Source organism: Pseudomonas sp. GM74, assembly GCF_000282455.1.
Taxonomy (GTDB): Bacteria; Pseudomonadota; Gammaproteobacteria; order Pseudomonadales; family Pseudomonadaceae; genus Aquipseudomonas.
In genome coordinates this window covers 1-20,132 of record NZ_AKJG01000158.1, presented here as the reverse complement: position 1 = coordinate 20,132, position 20,132 = coordinate 1, and the positions used below count along the sequence as shown (strand labels likewise).

The window sequence follows — 20,132 nt, the reverse complement described above, 5'->3', positions numbered from 1 at the left end:
ACGGAATTTCAGTCAGGGGTCATAGCCCTTGTTGCAACGCCGGATCATCGGGGTTCATCTGTTCGAGTTGGGCCAACAGGATCTGCACGTTCTGCAACTGCCCGCTTTCCTTCCAGTAATTGATCAGCAGCACCCGGGCCTTGCGATCGTTCGGATGGCGCTGAACGACTTCCTGTAACTGTTTCTGTGCCGCTTCGAGTTCCTGCTCACCGTGCAGCGTGGTGGCCAGGTCGTAGCGGTAATCCCGGTTATTGGGCTCAAGTTCAACGGCCTTGGACAGGCCGAGCAGGGCGAATTCGCTTTGCTCGTGATGCAGCAGCCACAGCCCCAGAGCGTGTTGCAGGTAGGCCGAGTTGGGCTGTGCTTGCAGTTGCCTGGCCAACAGTTGCCGGGCGGCGTCGTTCTGGCCCTGTTTATCCAGCACCTCGATTTGCAGCACCAGCGCCGGCAGATTGTCCGGCGCCAGGCGCAGGGTGTTGTCCAGCGCCTGTTGCGCCTCCTTGAGTTCGGCATTGTGCAGGTGCAGCCGGGCCAGTTGGTATTGGTTCTCGGCGCTTTGCGGCTCGCTCTTGAGCACTTGCTCCCAGGCATCGATCGCTTGTTCCAGAGGCCCGAAATACAAACCCAGGTCATCCGGGGACAACCCCAACAGCGCGTTGATCGCCGCCAGCCGCACGCTTTGTTCGCTGTCATCGAGCAATGGCCCCAGCAGCAGACTGCGCTGGCCGTTCGGTACCAGGCCACTGATGCTCCTGATCGCCGCGATACGCACGTCGGGCGACTCGTTCTGCAAGTCGGCATCCGCCAGCTTCAGGGCCACCGAGCTTGGATAGTTGGGCAGCTCGGCATGCAACCAGATACGACGTTTGGGGGACAGGTCCGGACGGGCCAATTGCTGATAGAGCACCCGCGCGGCACCCGGTTGACCGGCCCGGGCAGCCGCCAGCGCTTCGCTGTAGCCATGCTGGATGGCTTCGGGAACCACCGGGGTGGTATCGCGCAGGGAAAACCACGCAAGGCCGATGACGAGCAGGGCGAAGGCGCTGATAAACAGAATGCGGCGGGACTTGGGCATGCAGAATCCGGAAGCTGGCAAGCTATTGCAAAAGCGCCAGCTTCGGTCAGCCACGGCCTTGAGTCAAACCTTGACGACGTTCTCGCGCGATTCAAACCGTTGAACAGCCTTTCAGCCGACAATCAATGGACCGGCAAGCTGCGTCGACAGCAAAACCTGTCGAGGCACTGCGGCAGTGACTACGCTTGCTGGAGGTGTTTCGACGAGTGTTCCCATGCAAGGGTTGTTGCAGTACTTCAAGGCCATGCTCAACCCCGGGCCCGGGGTGTTGCTGTTTGCCCTGCGAACCATCGCGGCCGGGTTGTTGACCCTGTACCTGGCGTTTTTGTTCGATCTGGACCAGCCCAAATGGTCGATCATGGCCGTGGTCATCATCAGCCAGCCACTGGGCGGCATGGTGCTGGCCCGCAGTTTTGGTCAAGTCATCGGCACCACCATGGGGGCGGTCGTAGCGGTGGCAATCATGGCGATATTTCCCCAGGCACCGTTGCCTTTCATCACCACCCTGGCCCTGTGGCTGGCGCTGTGCACCGCCGGTGGCACGCTGTTGCGCTACACCAGTTCCGGGGCATTCGTACTCAGTGGCTACACCGCCGTGGTCATCGCGTTGCTGGCGATTCCCGATCAGGACGGCACCTTCTTGCTGGCGGTGACCCGCCTCACCGAAACCTTGCTGGCGGTTGCCTGCGTGTGCGTGGTCAGCCTGCTCACCGCCAGGCCGGGGGCCGTGGCCCGGGATTACTTTGCCAGGATCGATCAAATCACCCGGTTGCTGGCCACCCATGCCAGCGCCGTCATCCGCACCGAAGAGAGCGAAGCCGACTTCCAGCACCGGCAAATGCAGCTGTTGGGTCAGATCAGTGGCCTGGAGGGCGTGCGCCGGCACATGTACTACGATGCGCCACGGTTACGCAGCGCCAACGGTCTGGTGCAACTGTTGGGCAACCAATTGGTGCTCTTGACCGCGCGGCTGACCGCCTTGCGCCACCAGCGGTTGTTGTTGACCGAGCGCTGGGAAGGCGAGTTGCCCGAAGAAATTCAACGGCTGCGCGCCGATGAACTGGCCTTTCTCGATGAACTGGCGCGGGAGGGGCGTTCGCTGTCCAGTGAAAAGCGCCACCATTTCACCTCGCTGCAACAACGCTTTGATGAGCTGGCCTACAGGGCCGAACAATTGACCGAGCCGCTGCCGGCCACCTTGCGTTCTCTGGCCTGGTCGCTGCGCTGGGAGCAGGCGCGCCTGTTGCAGCAGCTTGAGCAGATTCTTGAATTGAGCGATGCCATCCAGAGCGGGCGGCCGGCCAGTAGCGTGTATCGCGGGCGGGAAAATCCGCTGCACCTGGACTTCACCCTGGCGACCATGAACGCCGTCCGGGCCTTTTCCGCGCTGTTGATCGCCGGCCTGATCTGGATCGAAACCGGTTGGGACGGTGCCCGAGGCGCGATGGTGCTGTTGGGCATCCTGTGCTCGCTGATGTCGACGTTTCCCCGGCCGCTGCTGGCGGTTCAAAGCTATGCCCGGGGATTCGGACTGGCACTGGTGGCCTCGGCGCTCCTTCAGTTCATGTTGGTTCCCATGATCAGCAATTTCGAGATGCTTGCCTTGCTGCTGGCGCCCTTGCTCTATGCCGTAGCGGTGGGGCTCGCCAGTCCGCCCACCACGGGTACCGGCATTGGCTTGGGGCTCACGACGTTTTTGTTGCTTGGCCCGTTGAACGTGGGGATTGGGCAAAACACCGCCATCCAGTGGTTCGAGTTTGCCGGGGCTTATACCTGCGCGACCGTGCTGGCGTTGAGTGTCTACGCGCTGATCTTTCCGTTCATGCCGGACTTGCGCATGCGCCGGCTCCACAAAGAGAGTGGCGAGCAGGTGTACGCCTTGCTGAAAACCTCGGCGACCGATGAACAGCAGTTTGCCTTCGAGAGCCGCATGGTTGATCGCCTGACCATGATGCTGGGGTTGCTGCCTGCGACCCGGGAGCCACAATCGCGCGAGCTGTTTCAAGTCAGCCTGGCCTGCATGGCACTGGGTATTGCCTTGAATCAGCTCAGGCAGCAGGGGCAGAACAACGCACTGCTGAGCCCTGACGTGCAAAGTCGCCTGTTTTCGACGGTCCGGGAAACGGGAAGGCTGGTCGCCGGCCGGCCCGGGATCGAAGTGGCACAGGTGCTTGATAGCCTGCACACCCTGGGTGACGATCTGGATGCTCTGCACACCGATGCCCATGAGCACTTGTGGTCGGTGTTCCGCATGCGTGTGGCGCTGTTGATCGTTGTGTCGTTCGTCGAACGCTATCGCGGCTACTTTCAACCCTCAGGCGATGAAGGAGACCCCGTCCTTGCCCATTGATCTGGAAGTAGGTGGCGCCTATCTGCCCCCGATTGCCCAGGCGCTGCTGCTGGGCTTGCCGATTTTCCTGCTGCTGGACTGGACGTTGCGGCGCCTCGGCGTGCTGCAGTTTGTCTGGCACGAGGCGTTGTTCGAAGGCGCGCTGTACGCCTGCGTCTGCGCCACGTTGATTCTGGTCATGGGAGCCTGATGCCATGAAGAACATCCTTTCCCGACTCTCGACGGTAGCGGTGGTACTGCTGGCGTTCATCCTGGGCTGGTTCGCCTGGGAGCATTACACCCGCGCGCCCTGGACCCGGGATGCCCGGGTGCGTGCCGATGTGGTGACCTTGTCCGCCGACGTTTCGGGGCGCATCGTCAGCCTGGCCGTGCAGGACAACCAGCATGTGAACAAAGGCCAGGCGCTGCTGGAGATCGATCCGGCGCGCTACACCCTGGCAGTGGAGCATGCCAGGCGCGCGGTGGAGGTGGCGAAGGCCTCGCTGGGGCAGGCCCAGGCGGCCATCATCGCCAGCGAAGCATTGCTCAAACAACGTCAAAGCGAGGAGCAACGGCGACGCACGCTCAAGGATCGCTCGGCGATTTCCGGTGAAGAGTGGGAAAAGGCCAACACCGATGTGTCGGTGGCCCAGGCCGACTTGCTGCGTAACCAGGCCAATCTGGTGTTGGCCCAGGCCAACGTGCAACTGGCTATTGCGGCCTTGACCCAGTCCGAGCTCGACTTGCAGCGTACCCATGTCGTCTCCCCGGTGACCGGCTATGTCACCAATCTGCTGACCCGGGAGGGCGACTACGCCTCGGCCGGCGGTCCCTTGCTGGCGCTGGTGGACAGCGAATCGTTCTATGTCAGCGGTTACTTCGAAGAAACCAAGTTGCCGCGGATCGGGGAGGGCGACCGGGTCAGGATCGAGTTGATGAGCGGCGAAACGTTCGGCGGCAAAGTGCAGAGCATTGCCTTCGCCATTGCCGACCGGGAAAACCTGCCGGGAGGCCGCCTGCTGGCCAGCATCAACCCCAGTTACACCTGGGTCAAACTGGCGCAACGGGTGCCGGTGCGGATCGAGATCGATGCTGACTATGCCGGTAAAAACAACCTGAGGGCCGGGACCACGGCCACCGTGACCGTCCAGGAAAACCATCGGACTGAAGATCACCGCTAACCCTTGTGGGAGCGGGCTTGCTCGCGGAGGCGGTGTGTCAGGCAATGCATATGTTTACTGACGCACCGCCTTCGCGAGCAAGCCCGCCCCCACAGGGAACTGTGGTGGTTCCAGTATTGTGTCAAGGCAAAAAAAGCCCCGCGACCGAATGAGACGCGGGGCTAAGGAACTGGTTGGTTGCGGCCAACCAAAGGAGCGCTTCAGAACCGTATTACTTGCTGGCGACCGTCTCCGGCTGCCAGCCGCCACCGAGGGCCTTGTAGATTGCGACGATGCCGCGATACAGGTCGACTTCAGCTTGGGCCTGGGTGTCTTCGGCGGCCAGGCGTTCACGCTGGGCGTCGAGCAACACGAGGAAATCGGCGGTGCCTTCGCGGTAGCGGATCTGCGCCAGGTCGGCGGCCGAGCGGCTGGACTCGCTCTGACGAATCAGCGAGATCAGGCGCTGTTGGCGTTTGCCGTAGTCGCTGAAGGCGTTTTCCGATTCTTCCAGGGCCAGCAACACTTGCTGCTCGTAAGTCGCCAGGGCGCCTTCGGCATCGGCGTCGGCGCCGCGCAAACGGGCCTTCACACTGCCCAGGTCAAACGCCGCCCAGGTGATGCTCGGGCCCAGTGCCCAGGCGTTGGCCGCCGAGGAACCGATCTGCGAACCGCGCCCGGCCGTCCAGCCGAGGAAGCCGCTGAGGCTGACCCGTGGGAACAGATCGGCCTTGGCCACGCCGATCCGCGCGGTGGCCGAGGCCAGTTGGCGTTCGGCACTGCGAATGTCCGGCCGGCGTTGCAGCAGTTCACCCGGATCACCGATCGGCAGGGCCTTGGCAATCGCCGGCAGGTCTTTCGGGCTCAGGTCCACGGTCAGCTTGTCCGGGCGTTCACCCAGCAGGGTGGCGATGCGGTTTTTCTGCCGGACCTGTTCGGCCTGCAATTGCGGAACGCTGGCTTCGACCGACGCCAGTCGCGCATCGGCGCGCTCCACATCGAGCTGATCGCCAACACCGGCATCACGCAGGCTGATGGTGATCTTGCGCGACTCCTGCTGGTTCTCCAGGTTGGCCAGGGCGATTTTCTCCCGCAGTTGCGCGCCGCGCAGTTGGCCGTAGGAATCCACCAGTTCGGCAATCATGGTGACTTGCAGTTGGTACAGGTCTGCCTCGAACGCCTGTTGCTCGGCGTTGGCCGACTCCAGATTGCGCTGGATGCGACCGAACAAGTCGATTTCCCAGGCCATGTCCAGGCCCAGATCATAGCGCTCGCTGTTGACCCGGTCGGTGGTCTGGCCCGGAATCTGGCCTTTGCCCAAGTCACTGCTGACGCGGCTGGTGATGGTCGGCATGGCGTCGTTGCTGACGTCATCGCGGATCGCCCGTGCGGCTTTCCAGCGGGCGAAGGCGACGCGCAGATCACGGTTGCCTTGCAGGGATTTTGTCACCAGCTGGTTGAGGGTCGGGTCATCGAACTGCTGCCACCAGATGCCTTCGAAACGCGAACGGTCAAAATTCTTTTGGCCGGCGGCGCCATCGGTGACGGCCGTGATGTTGGCCGCCTCCGTCGTTGGCGTCTTGTAGTCCGGACCTACGGCACAGGCACTCAGGGCCAGCACCAGCAGGCTCGGCAGGAAGGCTTTCAAACTCATCAATGCGACTCCAGCTTCAGGGTGGCCTTGGCAGCTTTGCGTGCCTGGCCGCGCTCGACAAAGTTACGGATCAGTACGTAGAACACCGGCGTCAGCAACAGACCGAAGAAGGTCACTCCGAGCATCCCGGAGAACACCGCCACACCCATCGCATGACGCATCTCGGCACCGGCACCGCTGGAGAACACCAGAGGCACAACACCCATGATGAACGCGAAGGAGGTCATCAGGATCGGCCGCAGACGCAGGCGGCAGGCTTCCAGGACCGCCGCCAGTGGGTTGAGGCCTTCCAGCTGTTTGTCCTTGGCGAACTCGACGATCAGGATCGCGTTCTTACAGGCAAGCCCCACCAATACGATCAGACCGATCTGGGTAAAGATGTTGTTGTCGCCACCGGAAGCGATCACACCGGTGATAGCCGACAGCAGGGTCATCGGTACGATCAGGATCACCGCCAGTGGCAGGCTCCAGCTTTCGTACTGAGCCGCCAGTACCAGGAACGCCAGCAGCACACAGAGCGGGAACACGAACAGCGCGGTGTTGCCGGACAGAATCTGCTGGTAGGTCAGGTCGGTCCATTCGTAGGTCATGCCGTTGGGCAGTTCTTCCTTGAGCAGCTTCTCGATGGCTTTTTCGGCCTGGCCGGAGCTGTAGCCGGGGGCCGCCGCACCGTTGATTTCAGCGGTGATGAAGCCGTTGTAGTGCATCACGCGGTCGGGGCCCGAGGTGTCGCTGACCTTGATGAAGGTCGCCAGCGGGATCATCTCGCCCTTGTTGTTGCGCACTTTCAGCTGGCCGATCTGGTCAGACTCGAGGCGGAACTGTTGTTCGGCCTGGACGTTGACCTGATAGGTGCGACCGAAGCGGTTGAAGTCGTTGGCATACAGCGAACCCAGGTAGATCTGCAGGGTGTCGAAGATGTCGCTGACGGCCACGCCGTGGGTCTTGGCTTTTTCCCGGTCGATGGCAGCATCGACCTGCGGCACGTTCACCGTGTAGCTGGTGAACAGACCGGCCAGTTCCGGCACGCTGTGGCTCTTGGCAATGATGTTCATGGTTTCCTTGTACAGTTCTTCGTAGCCCAGGTTGCCCCGGTCTTCGATCTGCAGGCGGAAACCACCGATGGTGCCCAGGCCTTGTACCGGCGGCGGCGGGAAGATCGCCATGTAGGCTTCCTGGATGTTCGCGTACTGGCCGTTCAAGGCACCGGCAATCGCACCGGCGGACATGCTCGGGTCTTTACGCTCGTCGAACGGTTTGAGGGTCACGAACACGATGCCGGCGTTCGGGCTGTTGGTGAAACCGTTGATCGACAGGCCCGGGAACGCCACGGCACTTTCCACGCCGGGTTGTTTCAGCGCCAGGTCGGACATGCGCTTGATCACGTCTTCGGTGCGGTCAAGGCTCGAGGCGTCCGGCAGTTGCGCGAAGGCCACCAGGTATTGCTTGTCCTGGCCGGGCACGAAACCGGTCGGGGTGCTGGAGAAACCGAAGAAGGTCAGGACCATCAAGCCTGCGTACAACAGCAGGGCGATACCGCTTGAACGGATCACGCGGGCAACGGTGCCGACGTAACCATGGCTGGCCTTTTCAAAGAAGCGGTTGAACGGACGGAACAACCAGCCACCGAAAATCTTGTCCAGCACCCTGGAGAACCGGTCTTTCGGTGCGTCATGGCCCTTGAGCAATACGGCGGCCAGGGCCGGCGACAGGGTCAGGGAGTTGAAGGCCGAGATCACCGTGGAAATCGCGATGGTCAGGGCGAACTGCTTGTAGAACTGGCCAGTCAGGCCGGAAATGAACGCCGCCGGAACAAACACCGCACACAGCACCAGCGCCGTGGCAATGATGGGACCGGTCACTTCACGCATGGCGCGTTTGGTGGCTTCGACCGGGGTCAATCCGAGTTCGATGTTCCGCTCGACGTTCTCCACCACGACGATGGCGTCGTCCACCACGATACCGATCGCCAGTACCAGGCCGAACAGCGACAAGGCGTTGAGCGAGAAACCGAACAGATGCATCACGGCGAAGGTACCGATCAGCGATACCGGCACAGCGACCAATGGAATGATCGAGGCGCGCCAGGTCTGCAGGAACAGGATCACCACCAGCACCACGAGGATCAACGCTTCGAAGAGGGTGTGAACCACCGCCTCGATGGAGCCGCGCACGAAGATCGTCGGGTCATAGACGATGCTGAAGTCCATGCCTTCGGGGAAGGTCTTCTTCAGCTCGGCCATTTTCTCCCGGACTTCGTTGGAGATTTCGATGGCGTTGGAACCCGGACGCTGGAAGATCGGGATCGCCACTGCCGGCTGGTTGTTCAACAGGGAGCGCAGGGCATATTGGCTGGAGCCTAGCTCCACTCGAGCGATGTCTTTCAGACGAGTGATTTCACCGTTGTCGCCGGAGCGAATGATGATGTTTTCGAACTCTTCCTCATTGACCAGACGGCCCTGAGTGTTGACCGATAACTGGAAACTCTGGGCATTCGGGGCAGGGGGCGCACCCAAGGCACCGGCCGCCACCTGGCGGTTCTGTTCACGAATCGCGGTGACCACATCGGTGGCGGTCAGGTTGCGCGAAGCGGTCTTGTTCGGATCGAGCCAGACACGCAGCGAGTAGTCGCCCATACCGAACAGTTGCACGTCACCGACACCGCCCAGCCGCGCCAACTCATCCTTGATATTCAGGATCGCGTAGTTGGACAGATAGAGCATGTCGTAGCGTTTGTCCGGCGAGGTCAAGTGCACCACCATCGTCAGGTCGGGCGACGCCTTGTCCACGGTGATACCGATGCGTGTCACTTCCTCGGGAAGCTTCGGCTCGGTACGGGTCACACGGTTTTGCACCTGTACCTGGGCGTTGTCCAGGTCAGTACCCAGGGCAAAGGTGATGGTCAGGGTGATCTTGCCGTCAGCGGTGGATTGCGAGGACATGTACAACATGTTCTCGACGCCGGTGATGGCTTGCTCCAGGGGCGCGGCCACGGTTTCGCCGATGACCTTGGGGTTGGCGCCCGGGAAGTTGGCGCGGACCACAACAGTCGGCGGCACCACTTCCGGGTATTCGCTGATCGGCAACTGGAACAGCGAGATCGCACCGGCGATCAGGATCAGCAGCGAAAGAACCGCTGCGAAGATCGGCCGCGAAATGAAGAATTGGGAAAAATTCATCGTAAAAATCCCTTAACCGCGTGGGGTCGTGGCAGCCAGTTTCACTGCCGTACCTGGCGCAACCTTGGCAGGCGCGACTTGGGGCAGGTTGCTGGCTTCCAGCGCTTGGCGTTGTTGTGCGAGTGCCGCGAGGGTCTGTTCACTGGCCATCGGAATCACTTCAGGGGTGACCGGTGAGCCAGGGCGTACCCGTTGCAGGCCCTTGACGATGATGGTGTCGTCCTTGTTCAGGCCGTTGCGCACGATACGCAGGCCTTCGATCTTCGGACCCAGTTCCACCGCGCGGTAGGCGGTCTTGTTGTCGGCATCCATCACCAGCACGAACTTCTTGCCCAGGTCGGTACCGACAGCTTCATCGTTGATCAGCATGGCGCTGTAGGTGCCGCTACCCACCAGTTTCAGGCGTGCATAGAGACCGGGGGTGTAGCTGCCATCGCTGTTGTCGAACACGGCGCGACCACGGATGGTGCCGGTCTTCGGGTTGACCTGGTTGTCGACGAAGTTCATCACGCCCTGGTGCGGGTTGCCGTCCTCGTTGGACAGGCCCATGTAGACCGGGGTGGTGGCGCCTCGCTTGCCCTGGCGAGCGAGCTCGGTGTACTTGAGAAACACGCGCTCGTCCGCGTCGAAGTAGGCGTACACCTTGTCGGTGGAGACCAAGCTGGTCAGCGGGGTGGTATCGGCGGTGACGAGGTTGCCGGCGGTGATTTCAGCACGGCTGACGCGGCCGGTGATTGGAGCCGTCACGCGGGTGAAGCTCAGGTTCAGCTTGGCCAGGTCCAGCTGTGCCTGAAGAGCACCGACGGCGGCGCGGGCTTCCTGGGCAGCGCTGGTACGCGAATCGGCGAGCTCTGCGGAAATGGCGTTGCTGGTGCGCAGGCGCTCACCGCGCTGGGCTTCGTTTTCGCTACGGGTGGCGTTAGCGCGCGATTGTGCAACCAGGGCTTCGAGGCGGCGGACCTCTGCCTGGAACGGACGCGGGTCGATCTGGAACAGCAGGTCGCCTTTCTTGACCAGGGCGCCTTCAGTGAAGGCCACTTCATCGATCTGGCCGGAGACCCGTGGACGAATCTCGACGGTTTCCGGCGCTTCGAGGCGGCCGGTGAATTCGTCCCATTCGTTGACCGGTTGTTCCAGCACCTTGGCCACGCTGACCTTGGCCGCTGGCATGCTGGCGGCGGTTTCCGGGGCCTTGCCGCACGCGCTGATCACCACTACGGCCAACAAAGCCAACGGGAAGCGCAAATGTTTGAGTGACTGTTCCATGGATGCATCCGCCAATGTGTTGAGATTGGCGAATGATGCGCGGCGGGTTTGTATCTCACGAATCGAATGGGGCGAAGGTAACTATCATCCGGAATGATATAAGACCCCGGCCAGCCCTCTAGCCTGCGCCTTGCGTTCGGTCGTCATCAACTGGATTGATGACAATTGTATGTTGCATTGGATGCAATAGTCAGACTTGGAACCGCGTCGCGGCCATCGCGAGCAAGCTCCCACAGAGATCTTCGTCGTTCCCAAATCCCTGTGGGAGCGGGCTTGCCCGCGAAGAGGCCAGCAGCCTTCTACACAATCAGGATCAGGCCAGGCTATCCGGATCCCCGAAGAACAGCTTTATGGTAGATAAATCCAGTAGATTGTGGCTAAAGCCAGAAATTAAGCGATAAGACACAGATTCAGGGAATTAAGTCGCTTGATAGGGCTATGCGTTAATTCTATAATTTTGGGAACTAACTGGCACAGAATGGGCTAGGTACACACTATGTTGGATTTAAGCTTCAGCAAGCCGAGCGAAGTCGTCAAGCGCCTCTGCGATCGCTTGCGCACAGAGCGCTTGGCGCTGGACATGACACAAGCCGACCTGGCCGGGCGTGCCGGCATCGGCACAAACACAGTGTCCAATCTTGAAGCCGGGCGCAATGTCGGATTCGAGAACGTCGTTCGGGTGGCGATGGCTCTTGGCCGAACCAAGGAACTTGAAGGCTTGTTCCTGCCAAAGCTGGACTCCATCGAGGATATTCGGCGCTACGAAAACAGCGCCAATCGTCTCCGTACCAAGAGGAAGTCCGGCAATGCTTGAGCAGGTGAACGTCTTCTACGAGGGCTGGGGTGAGCGATTGCAATGGGGCACGCTGGTCTCCACGACTGCCCTGACCGGTCGCCCGCTGATCGTGTTCGAGTACAGCAATGAAGCCAGGCAAAGGGGCTTGGAGCTTTCCTCCTACACGCTGCCGTTGGAGGGGGCTCAGTTGCGCCGAGATTTCCCAGACCACCAACTGTACTTGCCAGGGCCTGTTTACGACTCCTTGCCGGATGGGTGGGGCATGTCGCTGATGGACCGTATGTTCAGGCGCCGCGGGCTCACCACGGCGCGCATTGGCTCACTGGAACGGCTGGCCTACATCGGTAGCAATGCAATGGGGGCCATGACGTTTGAGCCAGTGGCACCCGAAGGGCAGGAGTCTGAAGTCCACATCCCGCTGGAGCAGCTTGCCGCCGAAGTGCAGGAAGTACTCCATGGAGACGGTGGCGAGTTCCTGCATACGTTGCTGCTGGTGGGCGGCTCGCCTCAAGGTGCAAGGCCTAAGGCCCTCGTCTATCGCGATCCCGAAACTGGCCGGTTTACCACTGCCGTCACGGCGGGCTTTGAAGCATGGTTGATTAAATTCCCGGCCAAAGATGAACATGCCGAGGTGTGCGCTATCGAAACGGTCTACGCCGAATGCCTGCGCATGTGCGGTATCGAGACCCCTGACACGCAGTACTTCAGTCTGCCTGATGGCTTGGCGGCGTTTGCCAGTAAGCGATTTGACCGTCGGGATGGACTGCGCGTACCCATGCAAAGCCTTGCGGCCTTTACGGGGGCAAATTACCGGTCTCCGGGGGTGTTGGACTACGTCAACTTCTTGCGGGCAACACAGATGTGTACCAACGACGTGCGAGAGATGGCGGTGGCCTTCGAACGTGCCGTCTTCAATGTTGCGTTCAACAACAGAGACGATCATCCCAAGAACTTTGCCTACATCATGTCGCAAGACGGTCAGTGGAGACTGTCGCCGGCTTACGACGTGACCTTCTGCGAGGGGCCAGGTGGATATCACCAGATGGATGTGATGGGGGAAGCCCTGTCGATTTCCCGCACGCAAATGCTTCGGCTTGCCGAGGAAGCCGAGGTGCCCCCGGACGTTGCAGGCACAATGATTGACGGCATTTGTGATGTGGCGAGCCGGTTTGCAAGCATCGCCGAGAACCTATGCTCAGGGGCTATTACTCAAGACACCTTGCGCACGATCCAAGGCCGCATCGATCAGAACGTAGCTCGGTTACACCGCGGTCATGCGGGCAGCGGTCGCCGTTAAAGATCGTGAGGAGCGGGCGACTCTCATAATCGATGCTGCCGTGTGCTTCGAGCATGTAGGGTCCTGTGCTGTCGAAGATGTTGGTGTTCGGTCTATCAAAAGGCAGGAATGATCAGATAAACAGCCTGCTCGACGGCGCTAGAGACTCTCAGGGTCGCCAAAAAACATCTGTATCCGCGACCTCAACCAGCGCTCCCCCGGATCATTATCCTGCGATCCGCGCCAAGCCATGTGCAACTCGAAACTGCGCACCGGCAGCGGCGGATCTTCGGCCCGCACTCCGCCGGCGGCGGTCAGTGCATCGGCCGTGTAATCGGGTACCGTCGCCACGATGTCAGTGCCCGCGAGCAGAGTGCTCAACCCATTGAACTGCGGCACGGCGAGCACTACATGCCGCTTGCGTCCGAGTTTTTCCAGTTCTTCGTCAATAAAGCCGCTGAGGTCGCCGGCGAACGACACCAGTGCATGGGGGCGAGCACAGTAATCATCCAGGCTTAACGGCCCCGGCACGGTGTCGGCACGCAACAGCTTCGGCTGGCTGCGGCGCAGTACCTTGCGCTTGGCGTTGGCCGGCAGGTCGGTGGTGTAGCTGACACCGATGGATATCTCACCTGATGCCAGCAACCCCGGCATCAGGATGTAGTTGACCCGACGCACCACCAGAACAATCCCCGGCGATTCGGCACGCAGGCGCTTGAGCAGCATGGGCAGCAAGGCGAACTCGACGTCGTCCGAAAGGCCGATGCGGAACACGGCGGTACTTGTGGCAGGATCGAACTCGGCCGCACGGCTGACGGCGGTGGAAATCGAATCCAGTGCCGGCGAGAGCAGGGCGAAGATCTCGACCGCCCTGGCGGACGGCTCCATGCTGCGGCCTGTACGCACAAACAAGGGGTCATCGAACAAACCGCGCAGGCGCGAGAGCGCCGCACTGATGGCTGGCTGGCCGAGGAACAGTTTTTCCGCAGCACGGGTCACGCTGCGCTCGTGCATCAATGTTTCGAAAACGATCAACAGGTTCAGGTCGACACGACGCAGGTCATTACGATTCATCTGGAGTCCTGGCAGAGTCAGCAAACTTGACGTGGGCGGCCATATGAGAACAATGGCCAGCAGGAATATTACGGGGAAAGGCTGGTACTCTGCACCGGGTAATTCAGTTTTTCCTACAAAGGCTGCTTCGGTTTCTTACGACATTTGACGATGTTGCCGCCGCTGCGGAATCAATGACAGGCATGTCGACTATTAATAGCCACAGATAGTGTTGGGTTGAAAGCCCAGCTAGAGTTCAAGGCATTAGAGGTTCAATTGGCGAGGTTTGTGATGTCCCGCACGATTCGTTTTCACAAGTTTGGTCCAGCCGAGGTGCTCAAATGCGAAGAGCATGCGACGGCTCTGCCTGCACCGGGCGAAGTGCAGGTGCGCGTCGAAGCGATCGGCATCAGTTGGTATGACACGCTCTGGCGCCAGAACCTGGCGTCGTCCCGCGCCCATCTGCCTTCCGGCCTTGGCCAGGAAATGGCCGGTATCGTCACGGCTGTCGGTGAGGGTGTCGATGACCTGGCGATAGGTGACAAGGTCGCCAGTTTCCCGGCCCAAAGCCCGAACGACTATCCGGTCTACGGCGAACTGATCGTACTGCCGCGCTCGTCGCTGACCCGTTACCCGGACGTACTTACCCCGATCGAAGCCAGCGTGCATTACACGCCGCTGTTGGTCGCCTATTTCGCTTATGCTGACCTGGCACGGGTCAAGCCCGGGCAATTCGCCCTGGTGACTGACGCGAGTCATTGCGCCGGACCTTCGTTCGTACAACTGGGCAAGGCCTTGGGTGTTCGAGTGATTGCCGCAACCAAGTCAGCAGAAGAGCGTGAGTATCTGCTGTCACTGGGTGCCGAAAAAGTCATCGTTACCGAGGAAGAAGATCTGCTGATGCGGATCAACAAAATCACCGATAACCGCGGCGTGGACGTGGTGTTCGATGGTTTGGGCGGTCCGCAGATGTCGTTGCTGGGCGACGTGCTGGCGCCTCGCGGCAGCCTGGTGCTGTACGGCCTGCAAGGTGGCAACCAGACGCCTTTCCCGGCCTGCGCAGCGTTTCAGAAGAACATTCAGTTTTTCGTGCACTGCATCGGCAACTTCACGGGCAAGCCGGAGCTGGGCATCACCCAGGACCAGGCCGCACTGCAACGTGCCTTGCGCGATATCAACCAGTTGACCGCTGACCGCGTGCTGCTGCCGCTCAAGACTCGGGTCTTCCCGTTTGCCGAGGTTGTCGAGGCACACCGCTACATGGACGAATGCCCGTGTCGCGAACGGGTCGCGCTGCAGGTCGAACCGGCCTGACACTTACCCAACAGCCCCTCCAAGAGTCCGTGCCCACACGGACTCTTTCGTTTGCGCCCCGAACCCCGTCGATCCACAGGCCGCTTCAGCAACTGAACTGGTTTTTGTCCGTAATCTGTAGCTTCTAATCAGCCACTAAGCCCTGATAATTGAATGATTACTTTCATCTCAAGGAATGAGTCATGGCTGGGTGTCAGGCTGAAACTTTCCACTGTGCGCCATCGGTGCAAATCTCAAAATTAGTTTGTTGTTTAGTTGCCAAAAAGACAGCGACAACTTCCTTCCTTATTTCTTGTGCTAAGTGTCTGTGGGACCTTGTCGGATATTTCCTAGGACTCTGGTTTAAAACGAACAAGCCCTTGCCATCCGGGCGCCTCAGCTTCACATTTGCCGCTGAAAAGAGGGGGTGTGGCGATCATTTCAGATGTTTTCAATAAAATTCAAGTGTTAGCATTTGGCAATAAAGTCAATGACTCCATTCGTGCAGACAGTCCAACGGGATTTGCTGTGTGCACGATATTTAACTTACGAGTATCAGGTAAATAAAGATGACCAGCATCCATGACCAAGCGATGAACTATGTCTATCAACAAGTGCTGCAGCGATTGCTGGGTTTTTTCTCCCGTGCCGAACGCACTGCATTGCAATTGTTGATTCAGCGCCTGGCAGTCGCGGCCGGGGGCATGGAGCGCATTGGCGATTACAAGGTGTTGGCGATCCAGTCCGGGACCCGAGACAACTGCTACACCCTGGCACTGTTGCGTGCCGCGCAATTGACCATCGCCACGCGGACACCGGCGACATTCCAGTTACGCATCGCCTCGTTACGGTTGAACGGAACAAACTGCGCGGCCGTGGAAAACATGCACCGGACCAACAGCGCGTTGTTTGTCTATGACGATCCCCGGGTCGAGGTGTTGATGGTCGATGATCGGGAGGTCTTGCCGTTCAACCACCAGACGCCGATTTCCGACGCCGGCCGCGAATCCAGCCGCCTGAACCTGCTGCTGATCAGCCATCGCCGGGAGTGGCGCGGCGGGTTCGACCTGTGGGACGACGGTTATCTGGCCACAGGCGAGTTCTACGGACAAATCGCCCGCTGGGACGGTGGTGTCGACGCCTTGCTCATCAGTGACACGCCGCGCCAGCAGAAGCATTTCATCGAGGGTTTGAAACGTGCCGCCACCAAGGCCGGGCTCCAGTTTTCCCACACGGGCGAGGCCGGTTATGCGGGGTTGTTTGCATTGCTCGATGAGCTGGGCAGCGACTGTTATCAAGCGTTCTACGCCGATTACGGCCAGGCCCCGTGGCGTCCGCAAGAGCACTTCGAGACCTGTCGTCGTACGGCCTGCATCGATATTCACGACCTGCTGGTCAGCAACCCGGACGAGCGTTGGCCATTGTTGACCGAGTTTCTCGGCTTCCAGCCAGACGAACTGTCCGCGCAGATCAGCGACAACGAATTCGTCAGCCCGTTGATCACGGCGCACATCCGAGGGTTGCATGCGTGCTTCGTGCAGAATCGAAATTACGAATCCGGTGTTGCGCAATACCTGCAAGGTGCCTTGGTGATGATGCGTCGCAAGCACTTGCCCGAGCGATTGTGCGAGCAGGCCATCGAGGTCTTCGGCAATCCGGCGACATTGGCCGAGTTGCGCGCCCGAGCGGCGGCCGAGACACAAAAGAACCTGGGGCTGAGCGAAGCACAACTGGTGTGCCTGCTTTTTGCGCCCTTTATCGAAAACGGCGCGGGGCTCGAGCGTTTTCTGCGTCAGTGCCATCCGGGCATGCTGGTGGCCATGCCCGAGTTGCACAAGGCCATGCAGGGGCACCCGGTCGCCGAACAGATCATGCAATGGATGGTTGATGTCAGCGGATTGCCCGTCAGCCTGATTGGCCAGCTTTACCGCATGGAGTGGACGCCCGCAGGCGGTGGCGGGGCGACCGAAGCAATTATCCAAAGGGCCGCGTCGCATAATGCGCCGGGCGATCCTGATGCCGCCATCACGCTGGAGGATGAATGGTCAGCGGGTCACTGAGCGTGGGCGGGTTTTCAGCCAGAACGGTTGGCCTTCAACCATGAAAGGTCCACGAGAAACGGATTTCGCCTATCAGGCGGTTTATCGATACCTGGTCAGCCTGATCAACGAGTCTGAAGGGGATTCGCGCATCCGCCTGCCGTCGCTGCGGCACCTGGCGGAGCGCCTCAATGTGTCGATCTCGACCATTCAGTACGCCTATTCGCTGCTGGAGAAAGAAGGGCGCGTCTATTCAGTGGCCAAGTCTGGTTACTACGCGTTGCCGGTGTCCTCGATCAACCTGCAGGACAGCGGCAGCGACTTGCTGGAAGCGGTCTACGTCAATGCCAGGCGCCCGGGAGTGCTGGTCCTGAGCGCCGATGAACCGGCGTTGCTGCAGCCGCTCGACAGTCCTTTGTTGCTGCTGGAGCGGGAGTTGCTGCGTCAGTATCCCCGCCAGCCGCAGTCGCCTTCGCAACCTTGTGGCGAACTCGAATTGCGCGCAGCCCTGGCAGCACGCTACACCACGTCGCCCATGCGTTACTGGCACGCCGATGATGTCTACATCGGCGCTGACCTTCGCGGCGTACTGGAAATCCTGATCGCCGTGCTGGGCTTGAAAGACGCCACGGTGGTGGTCGAATCTCCGTGCGACTGGACGATCCTGCGCTTGTTTCAAGCCGCCAGCGTGCGGGTGATCGAGTTGCCTGTGCAAACCGATGCCTGCCTGGATCCGCAACGTCTTGAAATGTTGCTCGATACCGAACCGGTAAGGCTGGTGATGCTGTCATCGGCCCTGAACATGCCCCGTGGCAGCCTGGCGCCCGACGATAACAGGCAGGCCATTGCCCGGCTTCTGGCCGCGCATGACAGTTGGGTGTTGGAAAACGACTGCTATGGCGAACTTGGATTCGACCTGGGCTGCGTGCGGTTTCGAGACTTGCTGGACCCTGAACGGCTAATGGTGTTTTCCACGTTCGAGAAAATCATCGGGCCTGAGGCGCCCTACGGTTATCTGCTTTCAAGGCATTTGAGTGCTGAACTGCAACGGCACTTTCTGCTGCGTTCCTTCCGACTCTCGCCGATTCGCCAGAAAGCCATCGCCCGCTTGTACAGCAGCGGGCGCATCGATCAACACCTGCTGGTACTGCGACGGCTGCTCAAGGAGCGCAAGAGTCAAATGACCCTGCTGTTGCAGGAGCGATTGGGAGATGCCTTGCATTTCGTCGAGCCAGAAGGTGGTGCAACGGTCTGGGCGCGCTCGTTGCGTCGGGTCAATGTCCGTCGTGTGTTCCAGCGCCTGTTGGCGCATCAGGTGGTCATCGCGCCAGGCGAGCTTTTCAGCCTCCACGGCCTGCACGGGCAGCATTTGCGCCTGAGCCATACCTTCGGCGGCGATCACAACCTGGCGGCCGCACTGGGATTGCTGGGGGATGCGCTGCGCCTGGAATCAATCGAGTGAGTGACAAAAAATAACAACCTCCACTGTGTTGGATCGATCCCATCGCCTTGCGGTCAAACTGCCAGTAAACTGCGACCCAATTCCTGAACCACTCTATTCCAGAGGTTTTGCATGACACTCAGTCCTTTTGCGGGTAAACCGGCACCGGCAGAATTGTTGGTCGACATCCCGCGACTGGTAACGGCCTATTACACCGGCCAGCCTGATGCCGCGATTTCGACCCAGCGCGTTGCCTTCGGCACGTCCGGGCACCGGGGCAGCTCGTTTGACTTGAGTTTCAACGAATGGCACGTGCTGGCGATCAGCCAGGCGATCTGCCTGTACCGCGAAGCTCAAGGTATCGATGGCCCGCTGTTTGTCGGTATCGACACCCACGCGCTGTCCACGCCGGCCGGCGCCAGCGCCCTCGAAGTACTGGCGGCCAACGGCGTGACCGTGATGATTGCCGCTGGCGACGAGTACACGCCGACACCGGCCATTTCCCATGCGATTCTGTGCTACAACCGTGGTCGCACCAGCGGCCTGGCGGACGGCATTGTCATCACGCCGTCCCACAACCCGCCGCAAAGCGGTGGCTACAAGTACAACCCAACCAACGGTGGCCCGGCCGATACCCATATCACCAAGTGGATCGAAGCCAAGGCCAACGAACTGCTGGCCAACAAGCTCGCTGGCGTCAAGCGCATCAGCTACGAGCAGGCGTTGAAGGCCAGCACCACCCATCGTCACGACTACCTCAACACCTATGTCGCCGATCTGATCAACGTGATCGACTTCGACGCCATCCGCGACGCCAAGCTGCGCCTGGGTGTCGATCCGCTGGGTGGAGCAGGGGTGCGCTACTGGTCGGCGATTGCCGAGCATTACCGCCTGGACCTGGACGTGGTGAACAAAGAGGTCGACCCGACCTTCCGTTTCATGACCGTCGACTGGGACGGCCAGATCCGCATGGACCCATCGTCCAGCCACGCCATGCAAGGTCTGATCGGCCTGAAAGAACGCTTCGACGTGGCGTTTGCCTGCGATCCGGACCACGACCGCCATGGCATCGTCACGCCGTCTGGTGGCTTGCTGGCGCCGAACAATTATCTCGCCGTTGCCATCGACTACCTGTTCCAGAACCGTCCGCAATGGCGTGCCGATGCCGCCGTGGGAAAAACCGTGGTCAGCAGCGGCTTGATCGATCGAGTGGCCAAGCGCCTGGGTCGTCGCCTGTACGAAGTGCCGGTCGGTTTCAAATGGTTTGCTGACGGCCTGTTCGATGGCTCCCTGGGTTTTGGCGGCGAAGAAAGCGCCGGTGCCTCGTTCCTGCGCAAGGACGGCGGCGTCTGGAGCACCGACAAGGACGGTTTGATTCCGGCCCTGCTGGCCGCCGAGATGACCGCCCGTACCGGCCGCGACCCGAGCCAGGCGTACCGTGCCTTGACCGACGAACTGGGTGAGCCGTTTTCGGTACGGGTCGACGCCAAGGCCAATCCGGAGCAGAAAGCCTTGTTGAGCAAGTTGTCGCCGCAACAGGTTACCTCGACCCGACTGGCGGGCGAGCCGAT

Annotated in this window: 14 protein-coding genes; 9 read left to right on the top strand and 5 right to left on the bottom strand. The window is 60.5% G+C overall.

Annotated features, from left to right (window positions below):
* Window positions 1-19: 19 nt before the first annotated feature.
* Window positions 20-1,075, bottom strand: coding sequence for a tetratricopeptide repeat protein (locus PMI34_RS02520; protein ID WP_008053654.1), 1,056 nt, complete (start codon window positions 1,073-1,075; stop codon window positions 20-22).
* Between the two features lie 214 nt (window positions 1,076-1,289).
* Between PMI34_RS02520 and PMI34_RS02525 the strand changes: the two genes are divergently transcribed.
* From PMI34_RS02525 to PMI34_RS02535, 3 genes are read left to right on the top strand one after another with little or no spacing between them, the layout of a single operon-like run.
* Window positions 1,290-3,425 (top strand): FUSC family protein, encoded by a 2,136-nt coding sequence (locus PMI34_RS02525; RefSeq protein WP_008053653.1) that lies wholly within the window; start codon window positions 1,290-1,292, stop codon window positions 3,423-3,425.
* The gene (locus tag PMI34_RS02530; protein WP_032829912.1) at window positions 3,415-3,615 is read left to right on the top strand and encodes a DUF1656 domain-containing protein; all 201 of its coding nucleotides are present in this window, start codon (window positions 3,415-3,417) and stop codon (window positions 3,613-3,615) included. The genes PMI34_RS02525 and PMI34_RS02530 overlap by 11 nt, the downstream gene beginning before the upstream one ends.
* A 4-nt stretch (window positions 3,616-3,619) precedes the next feature.
* Window positions 3,620-4,585 carry an HlyD family secretion protein gene (locus PMI34_RS02535; RefSeq protein ID WP_008053651.1) on the top strand — a complete coding sequence of 322 codons (966 nt, stop codon included), beginning with the start codon at window positions 3,620-3,622 and terminating at the stop codon, window positions 4,583-4,585.
* 211 nt (window positions 4,586-4,796) lie between these two features.
* Here PMI34_RS02535 and PMI34_RS02540 read toward each other — a convergent pair whose 3' ends face one another.
* Genes PMI34_RS02540 through mexE form a run of 3 tightly spaced genes read right to left on the bottom strand, consistent with a single transcriptional unit; the run spans window position 4,797 to window position 10,663 of the window.
* Entirely contained in the window at window positions 4,797-6,218 is a 1,422-nt protein-coding gene (locus PMI34_RS02540; protein WP_008053650.1) for an efflux transporter outer membrane subunit, read from the bottom strand.
* The gene (locus tag PMI34_RS02545) at window positions 6,218-9,397 is read right to left on the bottom strand and encodes an efflux RND transporter permease subunit (RefSeq protein ID WP_008053649.1); all 3,180 of its coding nucleotides are present in this window, start codon (window positions 9,395-9,397) and stop codon (window positions 6,218-6,220) included. The genes PMI34_RS02540 and PMI34_RS02545 overlap by 1 nt, the downstream gene beginning before the upstream one ends.
* A gap of 12 nt (window positions 9,398-9,409) precedes the next feature.
* Window positions 9,410-10,663 (bottom strand): multidrug efflux RND transporter periplasmic adaptor subunit MexE, encoded by a 1,254-nt coding sequence (gene mexE, locus PMI34_RS02550; RefSeq protein ID WP_008053648.1) that lies wholly within the window; start codon window positions 10,661-10,663, stop codon window positions 9,410-9,412.
* 496 nt (window positions 10,664-11,159) lie between these two features.
* On the opposite strand from mexE, the gene PMI34_RS02555 reads away from it, so the two are divergent.
* Window positions 11,160-11,477 (top strand): helix-turn-helix domain-containing protein, encoded by a 318-nt coding sequence (locus PMI34_RS02555; RefSeq protein ID WP_008053646.1) that lies wholly within the window; start codon window positions 11,160-11,162, stop codon window positions 11,475-11,477.
* Window positions 11,470-12,756, top strand: coding sequence for a type II toxin-antitoxin system HipA family toxin (locus tag PMI34_RS02560; protein ID WP_008053645.1), 1,287 nt, complete (start codon window positions 11,470-11,472; stop codon window positions 12,754-12,756). Before PMI34_RS02555 ends, PMI34_RS02560 begins: the two co-directional genes overlap by 8 nt.
* Before the next feature lie 138 nt (window positions 12,757-12,894).
* Here PMI34_RS02560 and PMI34_RS02565 read toward each other — a convergent pair whose 3' ends face one another.
* Window positions 12,895-13,809: a LysR family transcriptional regulator gene (locus tag PMI34_RS02565; protein ID WP_008053644.1), complete on the bottom strand. Its 915-nt coding sequence runs from the start codon at window positions 13,807-13,809 to the stop codon at window positions 12,895-12,897.
* Window positions 13,810-14,079: 270 nt separating this feature from the next.
* Between PMI34_RS02565 and PMI34_RS02570 the strand changes: the two genes are divergently transcribed.
* From PMI34_RS02570 to PMI34_RS02585, 4 genes are all read left to right on the top strand, one after another.
* Window positions 14,080-15,102, top strand: coding sequence for a zinc-dependent alcohol dehydrogenase family protein (locus PMI34_RS02570; protein WP_008053643.1), 1,023 nt, complete (start codon window positions 14,080-14,082; stop codon window positions 15,100-15,102).
* 548 nt (window positions 15,103-15,650) lie between these two features.
* Window positions 15,651-17,141: a hypothetical protein gene (locus tag PMI34_RS02575; RefSeq protein ID WP_008053642.1), complete on the top strand. Its 1,491-nt coding sequence runs from the start codon at window positions 15,651-15,653 to the stop codon at window positions 17,139-17,141.
* Between the two features lie 40 nt (window positions 17,142-17,181).
* Window positions 17,182-18,582: an aminotransferase-like domain-containing protein gene (locus PMI34_RS02580; RefSeq protein ID WP_008053641.1), complete on the top strand. Its 1,401-nt coding sequence runs from the start codon at window positions 17,182-17,184 to the stop codon at window positions 18,580-18,582.
* A gap of 111 nt (window positions 18,583-18,693) precedes the next feature.
* Window positions 18,694-20,132, top strand: a 1,439-nt coding sequence (locus PMI34_RS02585) for a phosphoglucomutase (RefSeq protein ID WP_008053640.1), incomplete at its 3' end; no start/stop codon positions are given.